The organism is Pseudoduganella sp. jia 12, from assembly GCF_055502675.1.
On record NZ_JBUXKP010000006.1, the window covers coordinates 435,285 to 456,667 of the forward strand.

At 68.0% G+C, this 21,383-nt stretch carries 16 protein-coding genes; 10 read left to right on the forward strand and 6 right to left on the reverse strand.

Going from position 1 to position 21,383, the window contains the following annotated elements:
- Positions 1–2 precede the first annotated feature (2 nt).
- Together ACY65G_RS16225 and ACY65G_RS16230 are read left to right on the forward strand one after the other, a co-directional pair.
- The gene (locus tag ACY65G_RS16225; RefSeq protein ID WP_464998343.1) at positions 3–1,604 is read left to right on the forward strand and encodes a cbb3-type cytochrome c oxidase subunit I; all 1,602 of its coding nucleotides are present in this window, start codon (positions 3–5) and stop codon (positions 1,602–1,604) included.
- Positions 1,601–2,383, forward strand: a complete 783-nt coding sequence (locus ACY65G_RS16230; protein ID WP_464998344.1) for a c-type cytochrome — start codon at positions 1,601–1,603, stop codon at positions 2,381–2,383. Before ACY65G_RS16225 ends, ACY65G_RS16230 begins: the two co-directional genes overlap by 4 nt.
- Positions 2,384–2,386: 3 nt before the next feature.
- On the opposite strand, the gene ACY65G_RS16235 is transcribed toward ACY65G_RS16230, so the two are convergent.
- From ACY65G_RS16235 to ACY65G_RS16245, 3 genes are all read right to left on the reverse strand, one after another.
- Positions 2,387–3,109 carry a hypothetical protein gene (locus ACY65G_RS16235; RefSeq protein ID WP_464998345.1) on the reverse strand — a complete coding sequence of 241 codons (723 nt, stop codon included), beginning with the start codon at positions 3,107–3,109 and terminating at the stop codon, positions 2,387–2,389.
- Positions 3,110–3,221: 112 nt separating this feature from the next.
- A complete protein-coding gene (locus tag ACY65G_RS16240; protein ID WP_464998346.1) occupies positions 3,222–4,346 on the reverse strand; it encodes a branched-chain amino acid ABC transporter substrate-binding protein in 1,125 nt (374 codons plus the stop codon).
- An 82-nt stretch (positions 4,347–4,428) separates the two neighbouring features.
- Positions 4,429–6,933: a hypothetical protein gene (locus ACY65G_RS16245; RefSeq protein WP_464998347.1), complete on the reverse strand. Its 2,505-nt coding sequence runs from the start codon at positions 6,931–6,933 to the stop codon at positions 4,429–4,431.
- Positions 6,934–7,097: 164 nt separating this feature from the next.
- Between ACY65G_RS16245 and ACY65G_RS16250 the strand changes: the two genes are divergently transcribed.
- The 6 genes from ACY65G_RS16250 to ACY65G_RS16275 all read left to right on the forward strand — a co-directional run bounded on the left by ACY65G_RS16250 (position 7,098) and on the right by ACY65G_RS16275 (position 15,207).
- Positions 7,098–7,562, forward strand: coding sequence for a hypothetical protein (locus ACY65G_RS16250; protein ID WP_464998348.1), 465 nt, complete (start codon positions 7,098–7,100; stop codon positions 7,560–7,562).
- A 164-nt stretch (positions 7,563–7,726) separates the two neighbouring features.
- Complete coding sequence (locus tag ACY65G_RS16255) at positions 7,727–10,147, forward strand: catalase (RefSeq protein WP_464998349.1); 2,421 nt, start codon at positions 7,727–7,729, stop codon at positions 10,145–10,147.
- A gap of 219 nt (positions 10,148–10,366) precedes the next feature.
- Positions 10,367–12,043 carry an MFS transporter gene (locus ACY65G_RS16260; protein WP_464998350.1) on the forward strand — a complete coding sequence of 559 codons (1,677 nt, stop codon included), beginning with the start codon at positions 10,367–10,369 and terminating at the stop codon, positions 12,041–12,043.
- Positions 12,040–13,194, forward strand: coding sequence for an HlyD family secretion protein (locus ACY65G_RS16265; protein WP_464998351.1), 1,155 nt, complete (start codon positions 12,040–12,042; stop codon positions 13,192–13,194). Before ACY65G_RS16260 ends, ACY65G_RS16265 begins: the two co-directional genes overlap by 4 nt.
- A complete protein-coding gene (locus ACY65G_RS16270) occupies positions 13,191–14,615 on the forward strand; it encodes an efflux transporter outer membrane subunit (RefSeq protein WP_464998352.1) in 1,425 nt (474 codons plus the stop codon). The genes ACY65G_RS16265 and ACY65G_RS16270 overlap by 4 nt, the downstream gene beginning before the upstream one ends.
- A 40-nt stretch (positions 14,616–14,655) precedes the next feature.
- Positions 14,656–15,207: a GNAT family N-acetyltransferase gene (locus ACY65G_RS16275; protein WP_464998353.1), complete on the forward strand. Its 552-nt coding sequence runs from the start codon at positions 14,656–14,658 to the stop codon at positions 15,205–15,207.
- 18 nt (positions 15,208–15,225) lie between these two features.
- On the opposite strand, the gene ACY65G_RS16280 is transcribed toward ACY65G_RS16275, so the two are convergent.
- Entirely contained in the window at positions 15,226–15,630 is a 405-nt protein-coding gene (locus ACY65G_RS16280) for a hypothetical protein (protein ID WP_464998354.1), read from the reverse strand.
- Between the two features lie 212 nt (positions 15,631–15,842).
- Here ACY65G_RS16280 and ACY65G_RS16285 point away from each other — a divergent pair, with 212 nt between their 5' ends.
- Positions 15,843–16,517, forward strand: a complete 675-nt coding sequence (locus tag ACY65G_RS16285; RefSeq protein WP_464998355.1) for a response regulator — start codon at positions 15,843–15,845, stop codon at positions 16,515–16,517.
- Here the strand turns inward: ACY65G_RS16285 and ACY65G_RS16290 are convergent.
- Complete coding sequence (locus tag ACY65G_RS16290; RefSeq protein WP_464998356.1) at positions 16,498–18,651, reverse strand: sensor histidine kinase; 2,154 nt, start codon at positions 18,649–18,651, stop codon at positions 16,498–16,500. The genes ACY65G_RS16285 and ACY65G_RS16290 overlap by 20 nt on opposite strands.
- A gap of 102 nt (positions 18,652–18,753) precedes the next feature.
- Positions 18,754–20,337 carry a methyl-accepting chemotaxis protein gene (locus ACY65G_RS16295; protein ID WP_464998357.1) on the reverse strand — a complete coding sequence of 528 codons (1,584 nt, stop codon included), beginning with the start codon at positions 20,335–20,337 and terminating at the stop codon, positions 18,754–18,756.
- Between the two features lie 155 nt (positions 20,338–20,492).
- Between ACY65G_RS16295 and ACY65G_RS16300 the strand changes: the two genes are divergently transcribed.
- Complete coding sequence (locus ACY65G_RS16300; protein WP_464998358.1) at positions 20,493–21,254, forward strand: GAF domain-containing protein; 762 nt, start codon at positions 20,493–20,495, stop codon at positions 21,252–21,254.
- Positions 21,255–21,383: the final 129 nt, after the last annotated feature.

Sequence of the window (21,383 nt, forward strand, 5' to 3'; positions counted from 1 at the left end):
TCGTGCTGTGGCACTTCTGGATCGCCTTCATCGCGTTCTTCGTCGCGCTGATGCTGGGCGAATGGCAGATGTACATCCGCAGTCCGCTGCGCGACTGGATCGGCAACCCGGAGCTGTACTACCGCTCCGTGACCGCGCACGGCTCGGCGATGGGCTATGTGTTTCCCACCCTGGTGGCGATGGGATTCGGCTATGCGATCGTCGAGCTGTCGTTGAAACAATCCCTGATCGGCAAGCGCTGGGCGTGGGCCGGTTTCGCCCTCGTCGTCATCGGCACCGTCACGGCCATGGTCCCCGTGTCGATGGGCCTCGCGTCGGTGCTGTACACGTTCTATCCGCCCTTGATCGGCAACCCTTTCTACTATATCGGCGTGGTGCTGGTGGTGGTCGGCTCGTGGATCTGGGTGGCGCTCATGTCGGTGAACCTGCATGCATGGCGCAGGGCGCACCCCGGCGGCGTGGTGCCGCTGCCCATGTTCGCGAACGTGGCCGGCGCCTACCTGTGGGCCTGGACATCGCTCGGCGCGGCGATCGAGATCCTGTTCCAGATCCTGCCGGTGGCACTCGGGTTCAAGCATACGATCGATGCCGGGCTGGCGCGGGTATTCTTCTCCTGGACGCTGCACGCGATCGTCTATTTCTGGCTGATACCGGCCTACATCGCGTTCTACACGCTGGTGCCGCGCGCGATCGGCGGCAGGCTGTACAGCGACACGATGGCGCGCCTGTCGTTCATCCTGTTCCTCGTGTTCTCCATGCCGATCGGCGTGCATCACCTGTTCCAGGATCCGCAGGTGGGCTCCGGCGTGAAGTTCCTGCACGCCGTGTTTACAGGGCTCGTGTCGGTGCCCACGCTGCTGACGATCTTCACGATCACCGCCTCGGTGGAAATCGCCGGCCGCCTGCGAGGCGGCACGGGCGCGGTCGGCTGGGTCAAGCGCCTGCCGTGGCATAACCCCATGATGCTGGCGGTGGCGTTCTCGTTCATCATGCTGGGCTTCGGCGGGGCAGGGGGACTGATCAACATGAGCTACCAGCTCGACTTCGCCATCCACAACACGCAGTGGATCACCGGGCACTTCCACCTGATCTTCGGCGGCGCCATCGTGATCATGTACTTCGCGCTGGCCTACGACCTGTGGCCGCACCTCACGGGCCGCGAACTGAAGAACGGCCGGGCGATGCGCTGGCAGCTGTGGCTGTGGTTCGTCGGCATGATCGTGCTCACATTCCCATGGCACGTGGTGGGCATCCTCGGCATGCCGCGCCGCATGGCCTACTTCGACTACAGCGATCCGCACATCGCGCCGCAGGCGATCACCGTGATCATCACGTTCATCGGCGGCCTGCTGCTGGTGGTGTCCGGCCTGCTGTTCCTGCTGGTGCTGGCCAGGGGCCACCGTGCATCGCTCGTGGCGCTGCCTGAATTCACGTTCAGCCAGGCAGTGCACGCCGAACGCACGCCGGCCGCGCTGAACGGCTACGCGATCTGGCTGGCACTGATGATCGGGCTGTCGGTCGTCAATTACGGCTATCCGATCATGCAGCTGATGTCCCTGCCGCAGACGTCCGTGCCGGCAGTGCCGATCGGGAGCCAGCCATGAGCGAGCGTTCCTTTTCCCTGAAAAATCGTTGGTTCACCGGCAGCATGCTGGCGCTGGTAGTCATCGCGCTGCTTGCCGCGCTGGTCGGCTTCGTGTGGGTGCCGCGCGCGCAGGCACGCGATGCGATGATCAGCATGTGGGAATCGATCTGCCGCGCCGCCGGCGTGCCGGCGCCGTATTACACGCCTGCACTGGACGAAACGGCACGCCGCTCCAGCGATGTGATCGTGACGGCGCAGATGATGGCCGCGGCCGACAGCGCGTCGATCGGCCGCGGTGCCACGCTGGCGATGCGCTGCACGATGTGCCACGGCGCGCGTGGCATGAGCCCCGCCGGCTCGCCGCACCTCGCCGGCCAGCCCGCCGCTGCCACCTATAAACAGCTGCGCGACTACAAGTCCGGCCACCGCGCCAGCGCCATCATGCGCCCGCTCGTCGAAGAGCTGTCCGACGAGGACATGCGCGACCTGGCCGCCTATTACGCCTACCTGCCGCGCGAACGGCTGTCCGACCCGATCGACCAGCATACGCCGCGCCTCGTGCGCAACGGCGACCCGATGCGCAACGTGGGCGCCTGCGCTTCCTGCCATGCGATCGAAGTGAAAAAGCCGGCGTCGCCCTGGCTCGACGGGCTGCCCGAATCGTACCTGCACCAGCAGTTGCTGGCCTTCCGCGACGGCACGCGGCGCAACGACGTGAATGCGCAGATGAGGAATGCGGTGCGCAATTTGTCGGACCAGGAGGTGGCGGAGCTGGCCCGGTATTACGCGGGGGAATAAGCCTTACTGGATCGCCTGCCCATCCAGCGTGTAGCTGATGCGGGCCTCGTCCGACCAGCCCTTGTCGCCCAGCAGCGGCAGCTTTGCCTGCGAGCGCTGCTGCACAAGGCGCCGTTCGCCATCCTCGATCGTCACCGTATCGTATTTCCCGGACGGCGGGTCGGCCCTGGTGACTTCGAGCTCGTTGCACACGTCCAGCCCGAACAGGCCCGCCATGCCAAGCACCGCGCGCAGCTTCAGCCCCTCTGTTTTCGCCATCGCCATCTGCGCCGCGCATGCGAGGCGCAGGTCGCCCATCCGCTGCACGTTGTCGGGCAGGCCGGGCGAACGCACCCGCACGTTCGGATGGTTGACTTCACCCGGCCGGAAGTTGCGGTTGACGACCACCTGCGCATCCGCCGCCGCGGCGGTATCGGGCGCGAACGTGAACGTCGTCGGGGTAGTCATCGGCAATGCGGTGCGCCTGTCGGCCTCCACCAGTTCGACCAGGTTGTCGCCCCCATCGATTTTCGGCAGCCTGAATGACAACAGGGCGCCGGGCGCCTGCTTCGCCGCGCGTTCGTCGAACACTTCCCGGGCCGTCTGCAGCATGCCGTAGCGCCATGCCATCGGCTTGCTGATCGCCTCGCCAGCATCCGGGACGGCGCGATGGCCGACGGAGACCGTATCGGCTGCCTGGGCGGCACCCGCCAGCGCCAGCAGGATGAAGGGGAGATGGCTGCGCATGGTGGTTTTCCTGTTGTTCCGATAGTAAAAGAATAACGAAAATCCAGGCCATGCGGCCGGGGAGTTGCGATGAACCGCCGGAACGGCGGCGTGGATGGAACATCGCGGGCGATCAATAACTCGTCAACGCGCTCGGCTGCCCGCCCTTGAACGTGAAGATCGTCACCGGCGACGCCTTCATGTCGCCCCTGGCATCGAACGCATACGTGCCGGCCACGCCCTGGTACGAACCGGCGGCGATGGCGGCGCTCACTTTCGCGGGTTCCACGGAGCCCGTCTTCTGCATCGCCTGCGCGAACAGGTTGACGGCATCGTAGTACGAGGCGGCATACACGTCCGGCTCGGCGTTGAAGCGCTTCTTGAACTTCGCCTTGAAGCCCGGGCCGCTGGCGGCCTTGTCGAGGAGGGCGCCGCCCTGCGAGCACAGCACGTTGGCGCCGACGGCATCGCCGCCCAGCTTGCCCATCTCGGCGGTGCAGATCGTGTCGCCGCCCAGCAGCTTCGCCTTGATGCCCAGTTGCCGGATCTGGCGCGCCATCGGGCCGCCCTGCGGCGCGTAGCCGCCGAAGAAGATCGCTTCCACGTTCTTCGGGCGCAGCTTGGTGAGGATGGACGTGAAGTCCACGGCCTTGTCGGTCGTGTATTCGTGGCCGGCGACCGTCATGCCGGCGGCGCGCGCGGCTTTCTTGAATTCCTCGGCCAGGCCCTGGCCGAACGCGGTGCGGTCGTCGATCACGGCCACCGTCTTCAGCTTCAGTTCCTTCGCGGCGTACACCGCCATCCGCGAACCGAGCTGCGTGTCGCTGGCGTTGACCCGGAACAGGTTTTTATAGCCCTGCTGCGTAAGTTTCGGATTGGAGGCCACACTGGCTACCACCACGCCGGCATTGGCATATACGCGCGAAGCGGGGATCGCCACGCCCGAGTTGTACGGGCCGACCACGTAGCGCACGCCGCCATCGGCCAGCTTTTGCGCGACGTTGACGCCGGCTTTCGGATCGCCCTGGTCGTCTTCCGACACCAGCTCGAACTTCACCTTCTTGCCGGCGATGGTGATCGGGCTGGCGTTCAGCTCCTCGATCGCCAGCCGCGCGCCGTTTTCGTTGTCCTTGCCGGAAAAGGCTTGCGCGCCGGACAGGGGCCCGCTGTGGCCGATGCGTACCACGGTGTCCTGCGCCGCGGCGCCGACGGTCATCGTGGCCAGCGCAAGCGCGCCGGCCAGTTGTTTGGTCTTCATTCGATCGTCTCCCGTCGTTATAGTCGAGTCCCGTGAATTATCCACGTTCTCGCGGCGGGAGCAAGCGATGCGATGGCTCCGTTCAGGTCGGTGAGACGGTACCCGTCCGGGTAACCGGCCGCACCGCCGGGTTGATCTCGTTGCGCGGCGCCGGCGCCGCACCCGTGTTCGGGCCGCCCGCAATGCCGCCGGCCAGGTACTGCGCGGCGATCGCCGCGGCCGTGGACGGGTCGGCCGCATTCGGCGCACGCGCGGCGTTGTTCGCGGCCGCACCGGCAGCCCCCGTGCCTGCCGCACCTGCCGCACCTGCCGCATCGGCGCCCGGCGTACCCGGCGCCGTACCGGCCGGGGCGCCGGTTGCCGACGGCGTGCCGCCGGCCGTGGTGCCGGCAGCGGGAATGGCCGGCGTGCCCAGCGAAGCCTGCGCCGCCGCCGCCGTATCCGCCGCAGCCTGCGCAATGGCGGCGCCATCGGCCGTGGCTGCCGCATCGGCGGCGATCTGCGCATCGGCCGCGGCACCGGCCACGGCCTGCTCGTTCGCCGTGCCGGCCAGCGCCGTGGCGCCGACAGCCGTGCCCCTGCCTGCCGCCGCCGCGGCCTGCTGGGTACGCAGCGCGAGGCGCTGCTGGTCGAGGATGGCTTGCGCGCGTTCCGAGCCCTGTTCCTGCAGCACCCGCAGCGCATCGCGCTGCCGCGCGTTCTCGGCGTCGCTCAACTGGGCGGCCTGGCGGGCGTCGTCCGCCTGCTGTATCGCGGCCTGCTGCGTCGCGGCCTGGCGTGCCTGCACGAGGCGCTGCTCCAGCAAGGCGTCGTCCTGCATGGCCAGCGTCTGCTGCGCCGCCGCGCGGCGTGCCGCCAGCAGGCGGTCCTGCGCCAGGCGGTCCGTTTGCGCAAGGGTGTCCTGGCGCGCTTCGTCGAGGCGGTCGGCCAGCCGCTGCGCGGCCACGTCTTCCTCCTGCGTGGTGGTCAGCTGGCGCGTCGCCGCGGCCCGCAATTCCTGCAGCCGCTGGTCCTGCGTGACGACGTCCTGCTGGTCGGCCAGTGCCTCGTTCGCCGTTTGCCGGGCCAGCGCGAGCCGGTCGGCCGCCGCCCGTTCCTGCTGGGTCAACGCCGCGCGATCGCGGTCGAGCCGGGCCGCTTCGTCGCGCGCCACTTCCTGGCGCCGTGCCTCGGCATTCGCGGCCACCGCCGCGCGCTCGGCGGCAAAGCGTTCCGCGGCCAGCTGCCGGGCCAGCGCATCGGCGTTGGCCTGGTCGGGCGACGTGGTGGCCGCGGGAGGTGTCTGCACCGGGTTGGCCTGCGCTTCGCCGGTGGCGCCGGTCACGCGCGTGGGCGGCGGCTGCACCGCATCGCTCGCAGCCTGCCGGGCGGCAGCCGTTTCGGCGGCCGTCGTCGGCACCGGATTGGCGAAGGCCTGCGGCACATAATTAGGGATCTGCTGCGTAGGGATTTGCTGCGTCGGGATCTGCTGCGTCGGGACTTGTTGCGTCAGGGCTTGCTGAGCCGGGATCTGCTGCGCGGGTGCCTGTTGCGTTGGCACTTGCTGAGCGGGTACCTGCTGGGGTGGCGCTTGGGGCGCCGTGGTTTGCAGCGCAGGCGCCTGCTGTGCCGAGGCCTGTTGCGGCACTTGCTGCGCGGCGGCCTGCGGCGCCGGTGCCTGCGCCGGGAAACTGGCCGGCAGCGGGTCGGCGGCCGCTGGCTGCGCACCGGCCGTCAACTGCGCGCCCTGTTGCGGCGCGTTGGCCGGGCCGAGCGCGCCGCTGGCGCTGTTGTTGGCCTGCGCGGCCGTCAGCTCGGCGGCCTGGTTGTTCAGCATGGCCGCCGGCGTGCCGGAGCCGGCGATCTGCGGCGCCTCGGGCTGGCGTCCGGCGTCGTTGTCCTGGGCGCCGGCATCGGGCACGGCGTTCTGCTGGTTCTGCTGGTTCGGCTGCACGGCCGTATCGCGCAGCGCATTGCGGAACGCCGCGTCGCTGATCTCGCTCGGCGGCAGGTTGGTCGTGGGTGGCGGCTGCAGCGTATTGCCATCCGGGCCGATGGCATCCCGTTCCTGTGCCAGCGCGCTGGCCACCTCGTCGAAGCTGCCGGCGGCGCGCGCCAGCGTGTCCAGCGTGCCTTGCCGGTCGGCCTCGAACGCGGCCAGCAGCCGGCGGTTGTCCACGGCGAGCATGTCGCCATCGTCGCCCAGCAGCGAAGGCTCGAGGTCGATTCCCAGCCGGGCCAGCCCGGCGCGCTGGTCGGCGAAGGTTTGCGCCAGGCGCCCGGCCAGCGCACTGGCGGGCAGCGCTTCGCCGGAGGGCGGCGCCAGCGTGTCGGCGGCGCGGCCGATGTTGAAGGCTTCCACCAGTTCGCCGGCGGCGGTGCCCAGCTGTTCCAGGTCGGTATCGGTGATGCGCGCGCCGCTGGCGGCCGCCAGTTCGCCCAGCCGCTTCTGCGACAGCGCGAGCGTGCCCATGAACTGGCCGAGCGAGGACACATCCACATCGGAGCTCGGCGGCACATCCTGCCGTGCGGGCGCCGCGTCCACGCCGCCCGTGCCGAACAGCGTGGACATGCCGGACGGTTCAGTCACTGAAGAGATTGGGAACATGGCGCACCTCCGATGCTTCAACCGGGCCAGCATGCCATAAAGGGCGCGCGGGCGGCGCACCGGGCCGCTTCTCGACATTATCTCTTTGTTATGCACCGCACTGTGCGCTCGTGTCGAACGGCCTATTGTTGATCCTGCATACACCAACCAAGAGGATACCGATCATGGACAACGAAAAATCGACCATCAATGCGACCGGCACCGTGACGCCAATCGGCAATAACAACCGTACCGAAGCCCACAACACGATCGACAAGGCCGCCGACAAGGTGCAGCCAGCCGCCGACAAGGCCGCCAGCGCCGCGCACAACGCCGTCGACAGGATCGCCGACAAGGTACCGGCCGCCGCCGAGAAGGTGCACAGCACCGTCGAGAAGCTGGCCGAGAAAGTGCCCGCCACCACCGACCGCCTGGTCGGCAAGGCCCACGACACCGTGGAAAAAGTATCGGGCACGGCCAGCGCCGTGTCGGAAAAGCTGAGCCAGAAAGCCGCCGACCTGAACGTGGCCTATGGCCGCCTGGCCGAAACGGGCCGCAGCTATGTGCGCAAGAGCCCGGGCACGTCCGTGCTGGTCGCCCTGGCCGCCGGCTACGCCGTATCGAAGCTGCTGGGTTCGCGCCGCCATTGATCACGCGCTGCTGCAAGTCGTTGCAGCAATGATGGCCCGCCGTCCGCCGCCCCTTGCGGATGGCAGCGCCCGGCCGTGCATCCCGCACGGCCGGGCGCCTTTGCGCCTGGACGTTGCCGCACGCGGCATCCGGGCGCAGCATTCCGATAATCTCAAGGACCTCAATGACCACCAAACCCAGCAGTCAATCCTCCGGCGTCGATGGTGCCGGTTCCATTCTCTCCACTGTTTCCGGTCCTTCCACTGCGGCGCCGCCGCAATCGCTGGGCAACAACAATCCACAGGGCGACGTGCTCCTTGAAAAACAGGTTGGCGGCATGGACCTGGCTGCGCAGACGCCGTACAACGCCAACAAGCCGGGCGAATACGGCGACGCCGCACGCACGCCGCAGCAGGGCCAGGTCGCCAAGCCATCGACCGACATCGCCAGCGCCAGCACGGCCGCCGAGAACATTCCGTCGCCGAAGACGGGCAACGGCCAGCCGCCCATCGGCGTGAACAACACGAATGCACCGCTGGATCGCGTGCGCGCCGATTCGAACGGGCAGATGCTGACCACGAACCAGGGCGTGCCGGTGGCAAACAACCAGGATTCGCTGAAAGCGGGCCTGCGCGGGCCCACGCTGATGGAAGACTTCATCCTGCGCGAAAAGATCACGCACTTCGACCACGAGCGCATTCCCGAGCGCATCGTGCATGCGCGCGGCTCGGCGGCGCACGGCTACTTCGAAAGCTACGAGGACCTGTCGGATATCACGCGCGCCGCGCCGTTCGCGCAGGCCGGCAAGAAGACGCCGGTGTTCGTGCGTTTCTCCACCGTGGCGGGCGAGCGGGGCTCCACCGACACGGCGCGCGACGTGCGCGGCTTCGCGGTCAAGTTCTATACGGACGAGGGCAACTGGGACCTGGTGGGCAATAACATGCCCGTGTTCTTCATCCAGGATGCGATGAAGTTCCCCGACCTGGTGCATGCGCTGAAACCCGAACCGCACAATGCGATGCCGCAGGCGGCCAGCGCGCACGACACGTTCTGGGATTTCGTGTCGCTGATGCCCGAATCGATGCACATGCTGATGTGGGCCATGTCCGACCGCGCGATCCCGCGCAGCTACCGCATGATGCAGGGCTTCGGCGTGCACACGTTCCGCCTGGTGAACGCGGCCGGAGAATCGGTGTTCGTCAAGTTCCACTGGACGCCGCTGCAGGGCACGCACTCGCTGGTGTGGGACGAAGCAGTGAAGATCAGCGGCGCGGATCCCGATTTCCACCGCCGCGACCTGTGGGAAGCCATCGAAGCGGGCGAATTCCCGGAATGGGAACTGGGCTTGCAGGTGTTCACCGAAGAGCAGGCCGACAGCTTCGAGTTCGATGTGCTCGATGCCACCAAGATCGTGCCCGAGGAACTGGTGCCGCTGCGCACGGTGGGCAAGCTGGTGCTGAACCGTAACCCGGACAATTTCTTTGCCGAGACCGAGCAGGTGGCGTTCTGCACGGCCCACGTGATTCCCGGCATCGACTTCACGAACGACCCGCTGCTGCACGGGCGCATCCACTCCTATGTGGATACCCAGCTGTCGCGCCTGGGCGGGCCGAACTTCCACGAGATCCCGATCAACGCGCCGGTCACGCAAGTCCACAACAACCAGCGCGACGGCATGCACCGCCAGACGATCAACCGTGGCCGCGTGTCCTATGAACCGAATTCGCTGGGCGGCGGCTGCCCGTTCCAGGGCGGCCGCATGGGCTTCACGAGCTTCCCCCAGCAAACCTTTGTGGAAGACAAGGTGCGCGGCAAGCCCGAGCTGTTCGCCGACCACTATTCGCAAGCCACGCTGTTCTGGCAGAGCCAGACGCCGGTCGAGCGCGCGCACATCATCGGCGGCTTCCGCTTCGAGCTGACGCGCGTGACCGTACCGGCGATCCGCGAGCGCACGCTGTCGATGCTGGTCAACGTCGATGCCTCGCTGGCCAATGCGGTGGCATCCGGCCTCGGCATGCCGGTGCCGGATCCGCAGCCGCTGGCCACCACGCGGCCGTTGCCCACGTACCGTACGTCGCCGGGGCTGTCGCTGCTCGCGCGGCCGGGGCAGGTGGGCATCCACACGCGCCGTGTCGCGATCCTCGTTGCCGACGGCGTCGAAGTGGCCGGCGTGCGCGCCATCTACGAATCGCTACTGGCCGATGGCGCCGTACCGCGCGTGGTCGCTTCGCGCCTGGGGCAAGTCACCGGGGCCGATGGCGACACGCTGGATGTCGAAATCTCGCTCGAAGCCGGGCCGTCCGTGATCTACGACGCCGTGGTGGTGCCGGCCGGCGAAAAATCCGCGCAAACGCTGGCGGCCGACGCGAACGCGCAGGATTTCGTGCGGTTGCAATACCGCCACTGCAAGCCGATCATGGTGGTGGACGCCGGCGCGCAACTGCTGGCCAGCGCCGGCGTTCCCGCCACGCTGCGCGACGGCTCGCCGGACCCGGGCATCATCGGCGCCCAGCCGGTCGACGCCACCGCCGCGCTGGCCGCGTTCAAGGAAGCGCTGGCGCAGCACCGCGTGTGGGCGCGCGAGAGCGATCCGCCTGTGGTGTAAGCCAATCCGCCACCCCGGCAGGGCGACAGCTCTGCCATAGGTGGTGCCCGGCCCGGTTGCATGCGCCACGCGCGGCAGCCGGGCTTTATCATCCGTCGAGCCCCCGAGTTTCGTCAAAACCGGTGACAGACCGCTGCGGCCGACCGACCGGTTTTTTGGAAATCTTTCCTGGAAATTGGTGTCTGTCACCGGTTTTCCCGCAACTTTTTTACGATTTGCATGGACGTCTACGCCCCCCAGACCTGGAAGCCCCATGAGCGGCCGATGCTGCCGGGGTCGCCGTCGTCGCCGCTGCACTCCACGCGCCGGCGCATCGCCTATCTGCTGGTGGGCTTCATCGTGGCCCTCACGGGTGGGCTGGGCAATGCGCTCGTATCCGTCAATCTCGTGTATGCGCAGGGTTCGCTGGGCGTCTATTCGGCCGAGATCCAGTGGCTGCCCACCGTGTACGTGATGGCCAGCGTGTCCATGAACCTGCTGCTGGTGAAGTTCCGCCAGCAGTTCGGCTTGCGGCTGTTCACCGAATTGTTCCTCGTGCTGTATGCGCTGGCCACGCTGGCCCACCTGTTCGTGCACGGCCTTGGCTCGGCGATCGCCGTGCGCGCGGTCAGCGGCATGTCGGGCGCCGCGCTCACCACGCTGGGGCTGTACTACACGCTGCAGGGTTTCCCGGCCCAGCACAGGCTGAAGGGCGTGGTGCTGGGCATCGGCTTTTCGCAGCTGGCGCTGCCGATCGCGCGGCTGTTTTCCACCGAGCTGCTGGAAATCGCCGAATGGCGCGGCCTGTACTGGTTCGAGCTGGGCATGTGCCTGGTATCGCTGGGCTGCGTGCTGCTGCTGAAGCTGCCGCCCGGGGACCGCATCCGGGTATTTGAAAAGCTCGACGCCGTGACCTTCGCCCTGTTCGCGCCGGGCGTGGCGCTGCTGTGCGCCGTGCTGGGCCTGGGGCGCACCGTGTGGTGGTTCGAGGCGCCATGGCTGGGCTGGTGCCTGGCCGGTTCGATCGTGCTGATCACGGCGGCCGTGGCGATCGAGCATAATCGCGCCCGGCCCCTGCTCAATATCCGCTGGCTGACGACCTCGAACATGGTGCGCCTCGCGCTGTCCGTGCTGCTGATCCGCATCGTGCAGTCGGAAGCCACGGGCACCGTCGGCTTCCTGCAGGCGCTCGGCCTGCAGAACGACCAGATGCGCGACTTGTGGCTGGTCACGCTGGTGGCCAGCATCGCCGGCATGGTGGCCAGCGCGCTGACGATCGCGCCCAGCCGCATCCAGGGCTCGCTGATGTTCGCGCTGCTGCTGATGGCGATCGGCGCATACATGGATTCGCACGCCACCAACCTCACGCGGCCGGACCAGATGTTCGTCAGCCAGGCATTGCTGGCGTTTGCCGGCGTGTTCTTCATCGGCCCGGTGTTCGTGTCCGGCTTCGGCGCGATCATCGCCCAGCCGAGCAACCTGATCAGCTTTTCGCTGATGTTCTCGATGACGCAGAACCTGGGTGGCCTGCTGGGTTCCGCGCTGGTGGGCACCGTGCAGGTGATGCGTGAAAAATACCATTCCAGCCAGCTGGTCGAGCACCTCACGCTGATCGATCCGCTGGTGGCCAGCCGCGTGCAGGGCAGCGGCGCCGCGCTGGCCGGCACGCTGGCCGACCCGGCGCTGCGCAGCGCGCAGGGCGTCGCTTCGCTCGGCGCGGCGGCCACGCGCGAGGCCAATATCCTCGCCTACAACGATGTCTTCCTGCTGATCAGCATCGTCGCCATCGCCACGCTGGCGTGGATGCTGCTGCATTACCTGTGGCAGGCGTGCACCGCGTGCCGCCCCGCCGTGCAGGCCCAGGATGCCCAGACGGGCATGGCCAAGGTATCCCTCGACAACTCCGGATCGAAATGAGCGCAAACGACACCACTCCACCCCCAGCCACCGCACCCGCACCCGCACCCGCACCGGCAGCAGCGCCAGCCCCGGCACCGGGCCAGCCCGACCGGCCGCACCGCTGGCTGGCGACCGTCGGCTTTTCGCTGATCGCGCTGATCGGCGTGCTCGTCGTGCTGTACGCATGGCGGCTGCCGCCGTTCACCAGCCCGATCGTGTCGACCGAGAACGCGCTCGTGCGCGGGCAGGTGACGGTGATCGGCACCCAGCTGTCCGGCTATGTCACGCAGGTGCACGTGCAGGATTTCCAGTACGTGAAGGCGGGCGACCTGCTCGTGGAGATCGACCGCCGGGTCTACGAGCAGCGCTACGAGCAGGCCGAGGCGCAACTGGCGGCGCAAAAGGCGGCGCTGGAAAACTGGGGCCAGTCGCGGCGCAGCGCCGCCGCCACCATCGCGCTGCAAGAGGCGGCGCTGGCCAACGCGCGCGCACAGGCGAAGCGGGCCAGCGCCGACCTGGAACGCGTCGAGCAGCTGGTGCAGGATGGTTCGCTGTCGCAGCGCGAACGCGATGCCCAGCGCGCCGCGCATGCCCAGGCCCAGGCAGCGGTGGCGCAGGCACAGGCCAATGTCGAGATCTCGCGGCAGCAGTCGCAATCGGTCACCGTCAACCGCGCCGCGCTGGAAGCGGCGGTTGCCAACGCGCAGGCGGCACGGAAGGCGGCAAAGGTGGACCTGGACAACACGCGCATCGTCGCGCCGGCCGACGGCCAGCTGGGCCAGGTGGGCGTGCGGCGCGGCGCCTTCGTCAATTCCGGGGCGCAGCTGATGGCCCTGGTGCCGCGGCAGATGTGGGTCATCGCCAACCTGAAGGAAACCCAGATGAATGGCGTGCGGGTGGGGCAGAGCGCCACCTTCAAGGTCGATGCGCTCGACGGCGCCTTGCTGACCGGCCAGGTCGAGCGCATCTCGCCGGCAACCGGTTCCGAATTCTCCGTGCTGCCCGCCGATAACGCCACCGGCAACTACGTGAAGATCGCCCAGCGCATTCCGGTGCGGATCCGCATCGATCCGGGCCAGAAGCTGGCCGACCGGCTGCGGCCCGGCATGTCCGTCATCGTCAGCATCGACACCTCGGCGGAGCTCAACGACGCGGAGGCGCGGCAATGAGGGCTGCGGTGCCGATGCCCGCGCGGGGGCATGTGCTGGTGCTGGTGATTGCGGCGGCGCTGGCCGGCTGCACCGCGAAAGTGGCGGAGCCGCCGGCATCCCGGCTGCACGTGCCGGCACAGTGGCGTGCGCCGCTGCCGGAAGGTGCTTCCACGCTGCCGGTCGATGCGCAGTGGTGGCAGGGCTTCGACGACCCGGCCCTGACGGCGCTGGTCACGCAGGCGCTGGCGAACAACGGCGACCTGCGCGTGGCGCGCGAGCGGATCGAGGATTACCGTGCCCGCGTGCGCGCCGCAGCGGCGGCGCAGCGGCCCACGCTGTCGTTCGACACCTCGCCAACCCGTACCCGCACGCTGTCCGCCGCGACCGGCCAGCCCTACGTGGCCAACGCGTTCCAGGCCGAATTCCAGGCAGCCTACGAGATCGACGTGTGGGGCCGGCTTGCCAATGCCACCGAAGTCGCCGCCGCAACGCTGCGCGGCGAACAGGCCAGCCTCGATGCGGCGGCGCTGTCGATCGCAGCCAATGCCGCTTCCGGCTACCTGAACCTGCGCGGCCTCGATGCGCAACTGGAGCTGGCGCAGGCAACCCTGCAACTGCGCGCGCGTTCGCGCGACCTGGCACGGCGCCAGTTCGAGGTGGGCTACAGCTCGCGCCTCGAATGGCTGCAGGCACAGGCCGAATACGACACGGCGGCCGAACAGGTTCCGCAACTGCAGCGGCAGATCTTCGAGCAGGAAAACGCCCTGTCGCTGCTGACAGGCGAGTCGCCCGGCGCGCGCGGCACCATCCTGCGCGGCAAGCCGCTGGCCGAGCTGATGCCGCCGCCCGTGCCGGCCGGGTTGCCCTCCGACCTGCTGCGCCGCCGGCCGGACATCGCGCGCGCAGGACAGGCCATCGCCGCCGCCAGCGCGCAACTGGCCGCCACGCGCGACCAGCTGCTGCCCACGTTCCGCCTGACGGCCGCCGGCGGCATCCAGTCCACCGAGCTGTCCGACCTGCTGCACGGCCCCACGCGGCTGTGGCGCCTGTCCGGCGCGCTGGTGGCGCCGCTGTTCGACGGTGGCCGCGTGCAGGCCGCCACCGACTCGGCCGCCGCCCAGCGCAACCAGGCGTTGATCGCGTATGAAAACACCGTGCGGCAGGCATTCGCCGAAACGGAAAACGGCCTCGATGCGATCACGCGGCTGCGCGAACAGGTGGTACAGAACGACGCGCGCCGCGCTACCGCCGCCGAAACGCTGCGCATCGCCCACAACCGCTATGCCAACGGCTATGCCGCCTACCTGGAGGAGCTCGATGCGCAGCGCAACCTGTACGCGGCGGACGTGGCGCGGCTGCAGTTGCGGGCGCGGCTGCTGGCAGCTTCCGTGGACCTGTACAGGGCGATGGGGGGAGGGTGGACGGCGCCTTCGCGGTGACGATGGGCAAGGTGCGGCAGGCATCAGCTATGATTGCCGGATGAGCTACCACATCACCCTGAAGACCCCGCGCCTGACACTGCGCCCGCCGCGCCCCGGCGACGAGGACGACCTGCTGGCCCTGCACGGCGATCCCGAAGTGATGCGCTACTTCAGCGAGCCCGCATGGACCGATCCCGAACGGCCCGCGCAGCAGATCGCCAGGGATGCCGCGGCGTTCGCGGCGCGCGAAGAGTTCCGGTTCGCGATCGTGCTGAACGAAACGGGCCGGCAGATCGGCAATTGCGGCCTGTGCCGGCTGCACTGGCCGAACCGGCGCGGCGAAGTCGGTTACGCGCTCAACCGCGCGCACTGGGGCAAGGGCTACATGAACGAAGCGCTGGCGGCGCTGCTGGAATTCGCCTTCGTGGAACTCGACCTGCACCGGCTGGAAGCGGACGTCGACCCGCGCAACACGGCTTCCACGGGAGCGCTGGAGCGGCTCGGTTTCCAGCGCGAAGGCTTGCTGCGCGAACGCTGGATCGTCGGTGGCGAAATCTGCGATTCCGTCATGTATGGCTTGCTGCGGCGGGAGTGGGCGGAACGACGGTAGAAGCCTGCATGCGGCCGTTCATGGCCCCGTGCCCGCCGTGCGGAATTCCGATGCGATGCGTTGCTCGCCGTGCAGCTTGCCGGGGCAGCCCTGGCCGGCCATGCCTTGCCCCGTGCAGTGCGACAGGCTGTCGTCCGTCGATCGCGCCGGCTGGCGGAATGGATGCGGCGGCGCTTGCGGCTTTCGTACGGGCCGTGCCGGCGAAAGCGCCTGCGCCGGCACGAAGACGGGGGCCGGCCGCAGGAAGCCCGGCGGCGGTGGCGGTGGCAGGAAGATGGGCAGGCCAAACGGCCCGTACGGATGCGCGGCAGCGCCGGTACCCGACAGCAGGCCCGCCGCCAGCACCCAGCGGCGTGCCCGCGCCGCGCAGCACCGGGGCGGGTGATGGAAGAAAGCCGGCACGGCCATGCAGGTGGTGTTCATTTCGGTCCTCCAGGAGAGGCCGCCATTCCGGCGCCGGCGGAGCGCTTGGTAACCGGATCATTGTGCGGGTGCGTCGCGCCTCCCGTTACCCGGTAGAGGCAGGGCGGGGAGCCCGCCACAGGTGGCCATGAAAAGGTAGCCCCCACTTCGCAGGGTGCCGCCGTTCACGGCATTGCTCTACGATGAATATTCCCCTACCGGAACCAGAAGACATGGAACCCGCATTTTTCCGCAATGCCCTGCTGGTGGAAGACCAGGCGCTGACACGGCAGGCGCTGAAGACCCTGCTGGTGCAGTGCGATCCGCTGCTGTCGGTCGACGAGGCCGGCGACGTGGACACCTGCGTCGACATGCTGGCCCGCGGAGCGTATGACTTGATGTTCCTCGATTACCAGCTCGGCAAGGGGCGTTCGGGCATGGAAGTGCTGCGCTGGGTGGCCGAACACGAACTGCCGCTGCATACCGTCATGCTGTCGGGGCAGGACGACCGCGACACGGTGATGGAGTGCATCAAGGCCGGGGCCAGCGGTTTCATTTCCAAGAGCAGCGACGAAGGCAATCTCGTGTTCCGCTCGGCGCTCGACACCATCCTGCGCGGCCAGATCTACCTGCCGCACACGGCGATGGGCAAGGGGGGATTCAGCCCCGCCACGACGCGCCCGGCCGCCAGCCTCGAAGGGCTGGCCCTGTCGCCAAGGCTGGCCGAAACGCTGGGCTATATCTGCCAGGGCCTGTCGAACAAGTCGATCGCGCGCAAGATGGGCCTGACGGAAAACACGATCAAGGAATACAGCGGCGCGCTGCTGGAAAAATTCGGCGTGCGCCGGCGCACCGAGCTGATCGTGGAAATGGCGCGCCGCGGCATCGTCATTCCGCGCAGCGGCTGACGCTCTCCTCGCTGATTTTCACCTGGCCGGCCGCCTGCGCTATCGCGGCCTTCAGCCGTTCCGGATGCACGGGCTTGGACAGCACGGCAGCCGTGCGGCCGGCAAGGCCTGCCACCGCGGCCTCGACCTCGCCGGTCACCGCCAGCACCGGCGGGCACCGGCCGCCTTCGCCGCAGGCCGGCAGCAGGATATCGAGCACGTCGGCGGCCGTTGCCCCGTCGGGCAGGCGGAAATCCGTGATGATCAGGTCGGGCATGCGTTCGAGCCCGGCCGCGAGCGTTCGCACCTCGGCGATGCCCGCCGCCGTGTCCACCAGCATGCCCCACTGGCCCAGCAGCGCTTCCATGGCGGTGCGGACGAGGCAGTCGTCCTCGACGACCAGCACATACATGCCGTGCAGGTCCGCCGCCGGCTCGCCGGCTGGCGGCACTTCGACTCCCGCTATCTCGGTACTGCGCGGCACGTCGATCGAAAAGCGCGTGCCGAGCCCCACCGCGGATTTGAACTCGAGCCGGTGTTCCGGCAGGAGCGCGACCATGGCGCTGACGATGGACAGGCCCAGGCCCAGGCCTTTTTCGCGGTCGCGCTCGGCATTGTCGAGCTGGACGAACGGTTCGAACACGCGGTGCCATTGCTGCGCCGGGATGCCGATGCCGTTGTCCACCACGTCGACGCGGATCCGTGTCTGCAACCGCACCGCACCGATCAGGACGAAGGCGCTGCGGCCCCCGTCGTGGCGCGCATACTTGACGCCATTGCTGACCAGGTTGCGCACGATGCGGCTCAACATCTGCCGGTCGCTGACCACGATGAACGGTGCCACCGGCATGCGCGCGTGCAGCGCCACGCCGCGGCTCTGCGCGAACGACCCCAGTTCGGCCACGGCTTCGCGCAACAGGTCGTTGATGTCGAAATGGGACAGATCGGGGGCGACAAAACCCGATTCGAGGCGCGACAGGTCGAGCACCGCGTTGAAGGTCGTCGCCATCGTGCGCGCCGAGCGGATCGACAGCGCCGTCAGCCGCTTCGCCTCGCCGGTGTCGCCGCTGTCGAGGGCGCGCTGCATGGCTTCGAGGGCCAGCCCCAGGCCGAACATGGGCTGCCGCAGGTCGTGCGCGGCGGCGGCGAGGAACCGGGCGGTCTCCTGGCTGGCCTGCAGGGCTTGCGTGCGCTGCTCATCCTTCAGCCGTATCAGTGCCTGCGCCTTGATGTGGTTTTCCTCCTTCTCGTCGGCGAGCTGCGCATTCCTCCTGCCGAGCCGGGCGTTCATCTGCGACAGCTCGCACTCCTGCTGGAACTGGCGCCGCGCATTCCGCTCCAGCTTGATCGACATGCCGAGCCCGATCGCCACCATGTTCGCCAGGAACAGGATGCCGTATCCGGCTTCGGGCAGCAGGCCGCCCCGTTCGGTGCCGAGCAGGGCCCCGTGCGCGGCCATGGTGGCGCCCAGCGTGGCGAGGCCGGCCAGCATGACCGGACGTGCGCGCAAATGGAGGAAACCGAACAGGTAGAACGTGGCCATGCACAGCGCGACGAAGTAGCCGTTGAAGGCGATGGCCGGCGGAACGAGCACGATCATCAGCAATTCGCCGGCCACGACCACCGCCACGCCGGACAGCAAGGTGGCGTGCGCCACATGGTCGTTACAGAAGGCGGCCGTCAACGACTTCAGCACGCAATGGAGCAGCACGGCGCAGATGACGGCACGGCACAGCCACACCTGTGCGAGGGGAAAGCCGTCCACCTGCCGGGAAAGGAAGTAATCGAAAACGGCGAATGCCAGCAGGATCAGCAGGGCGAGGAGGGCGGCGGCACGCCGGAACGGCGCGAAGCGGTGCCCATGGTCGACCAGGAAGCGATGCTCCATGTCGTTCGGGAAAGGCGCCGGCAGCGTGAAGGTTTCGCGCAGGCTGCGCATGGCGGCGTTGCTGCGCGAGCGCAGGCGCGCCACCCTGCGCACGCCGCGCCGGGCTGCCGCTTGCCACGAGACCGGCAGCTTCGAACCCATGAGCCCGGCGTTCATCGGCGTCGACGCCGTGGCTTCGGTACCGGTTTCGATACCGTTTTCGATACCGTTCCAGGCACCGTTTTCGGCACCGTTTTCGGCAATGAGGCCGGCCGGTCGATCAACCACGAAAGCGATCCCAAGATCCCTCCCCGCGTTATGCTTCGCCTGTCACCATAGCACAACGACAAGTCACCGCGGTGGTCGCGGCGCCACGCCCGGCACGAAGTATCAAGCGGGAAGTCGTGCGCGTTTCCCGGCTGCCGGCTCTTCGAGCTGGAAGGTATCGACGACGCCGGCCAGGTGGTCGGCCTGCAGGCGCAGCGACTGCGCGGCCACGGTGGCCTGCTCGACCAGCGCGGCGTTGCGCATGGTCATCTCGTCGAGCTGGCCGATGGCCTTGCCCACCGATTCGATGTCGCTGCTCTGCGTCCGCGTGACGCTCGAGATGTCCTGCATGATCGCCGACACGCGGGCGATGCCGTCGACCACGTCCTTCATCGTGGTACCCGCCGCGCCGACGAGGACGGTGCCGGTATCGACCTTGGCCACCGAATCCTCGATCAGCTGTTTCACTTCCTTCGCGGCGGCGGCCGAACGGTGCGCCAGGCTGCGCACCTCGCTGGCGACGACGGCGAAACCGCGCCCCTGTTCGCCGGCGCGCGCCGCCTCCACCGCCGCATTCAGCGCCAGGATATTGGTCTGGAACGCGATGCCGTCGATGACGGCGATGATGTCGACGATCTTCTTCGACGACGCGCCGATGAGGTTCATCGTGGCGACGATGCTGTCCACCGCCTCGCCACCCTGGCGCGACACGTCCGACGCCTGCCGCGACAGCGTGCTGGCTTCTTCCGCGTAGCCGGCATTGGCGCGCACGGAGCCGACCAGTTGCTCCATCGAGGCCGCTACCCGGGCCAGCGCCCCGGCCTGCGCGTCGGTGCGGTCCGACAGGTCGGCATTGCCCGCCGCGATGTCGGCCGAAGCGGAGGCGATCGCCACCGTGCCGCTGCGCACGTCCGCCACGATGCCGGCCAGGCCGTCGCGCATCGTGCCCATGGCGTGCAGCAGGCTTTTCGGATGGGCACTGCCGGTCTCCACGGGGCGGTGCAGCTCGCCGCGGGCGATGGCGCGCGCCACGCCGGCTGCATAGCCGGGTTCGCCGCCCAGCTGGCGCAGCAGGCCGCGCACGATGGCGGTACCGACCAGCACGCACAGCAGGGCGCTGACGATGGCGAGGGCGCCGATCCACCAGCCTGCCGTATCGGCCTTCTCGGCGGCCGCATCGGTGGCCACGCGGCTATGCTCCTTCAGCTCGTTCATCAGCACATCGATGTCGGCCACGATGATGCGGCGCAACGGACTGCATTCTTCCATCAGGAAGATGCCGTACTGTTCCATTTCGCCGGCCACGCGGTATTTGCGCGGCCGTTCCAGTTCGCGCGCCATCTGCAGCATTTCATCGCGCACCTTCGTGAATTTCGGGTTGTCGCGCAACAGCGGCTCCAGCTTCGCCAGTTCCGCCAGGTACAGGGCCTTCTCGCGGTCGAGGATGTCGAGCTCGCGCATGGCTGCGTCGCCGTCGTGGAAGATATAGGCATTGCGCGCGGCCATGCCGGTCTGCGCCAGCGCTTCGCGCGCGTTGACGAGCGGGTCGAACTGCAGGCGCCGCAAATCGTTGGCGTTGTCGAGCGCGGCATCGATCTGATTGACGCGCGAAATCGCGAAAAGGGCGAGGATGGCAGTGAACAGCATCACCAGCGCAAACGCGGAATAGAGCTTGGTGGCGATACTGGCGTGACGGTAGGTGATCATGGGAACAGGTTATTTGATGGATTTGACGAAATCATGCCTCATTCATTTCCGATCATCAACATAAATTGCAAAATTTAATGATTTGTTGTGTATTGTCATCAAATTCGTTAAATCGTCGTGCTTGCCCGTATACTATTGGCTTACAAGGTTCAACCATGATCAATACCGACGACCCCATACTCACCACCACCGCCGCGGCGCGCCTGCTGGGCGTTGCCACCAGTACTGTCCAGATATGGATGGAAAGCGGCGCGATCGCGTCCTGGAAAACCCCCGGCGGGCATCGCCGTACCCATCTTTCCGCCATCCAGGGCCTTATGGAGCGGTTGCCCGGCCAGCCTGCGGCCACCGTCGGTCAGGCCGTCGAGGCGGCGCTGTCGCCGGCGTCGCCCCCGTTGCCCCCGTTGCCCGCCGAATTCTCGCCGCATCGGGCGCCCGGCTATCCCGTGGGCAGCGACGAGGCGACCCGGCTGGTGGCGTTGTCCGCCTCCGGCCTCGTCGACACGCCGCCGGAGGCCCGCTTCGACCGCATCGTGCGCCTCGCCGCGCAAGTGACAGGCTCGCCGATCGCGCTCGTGTCGCTGCTCACGTCGACCCGGCAATGGTTCAAGGCACGCGTCGGGGTGGATGCGCAGGAAACGCCGCGCGAATGGGCGTTCTGCTCGCACGCCGTCCTGGGCAGCGAACCGTTCGTGGTGGAAGATGCGGCAGCCGACCCGCGGTTCCGCGACAACCCGCTGGTGCAGGGCGATCCGAAGATCCGCTTCTACGCCGGCGTGCCGCTGCGCGACCAGGGCGGCCTGGCGCTCGGCACCCTGTGCGTGATCGACCGCGAACCGCGCAAGCTGCGCAGCGCCGAACTGCAGGCGCTGATCGACCTGGCTGAAATCGCCTCGGAAGAAGTGGCCAGGAAATAACCCGCCATTGCCACACCCCAAAACTGGGGACGTACCCTGGTTTTAAGGAAAAACCGGGGACGTACCCTGTTTAATGGAAACTGTACCGATGTTTCCTCTAAACAGGGGTACGTCCCCAGTTTTGCTCCG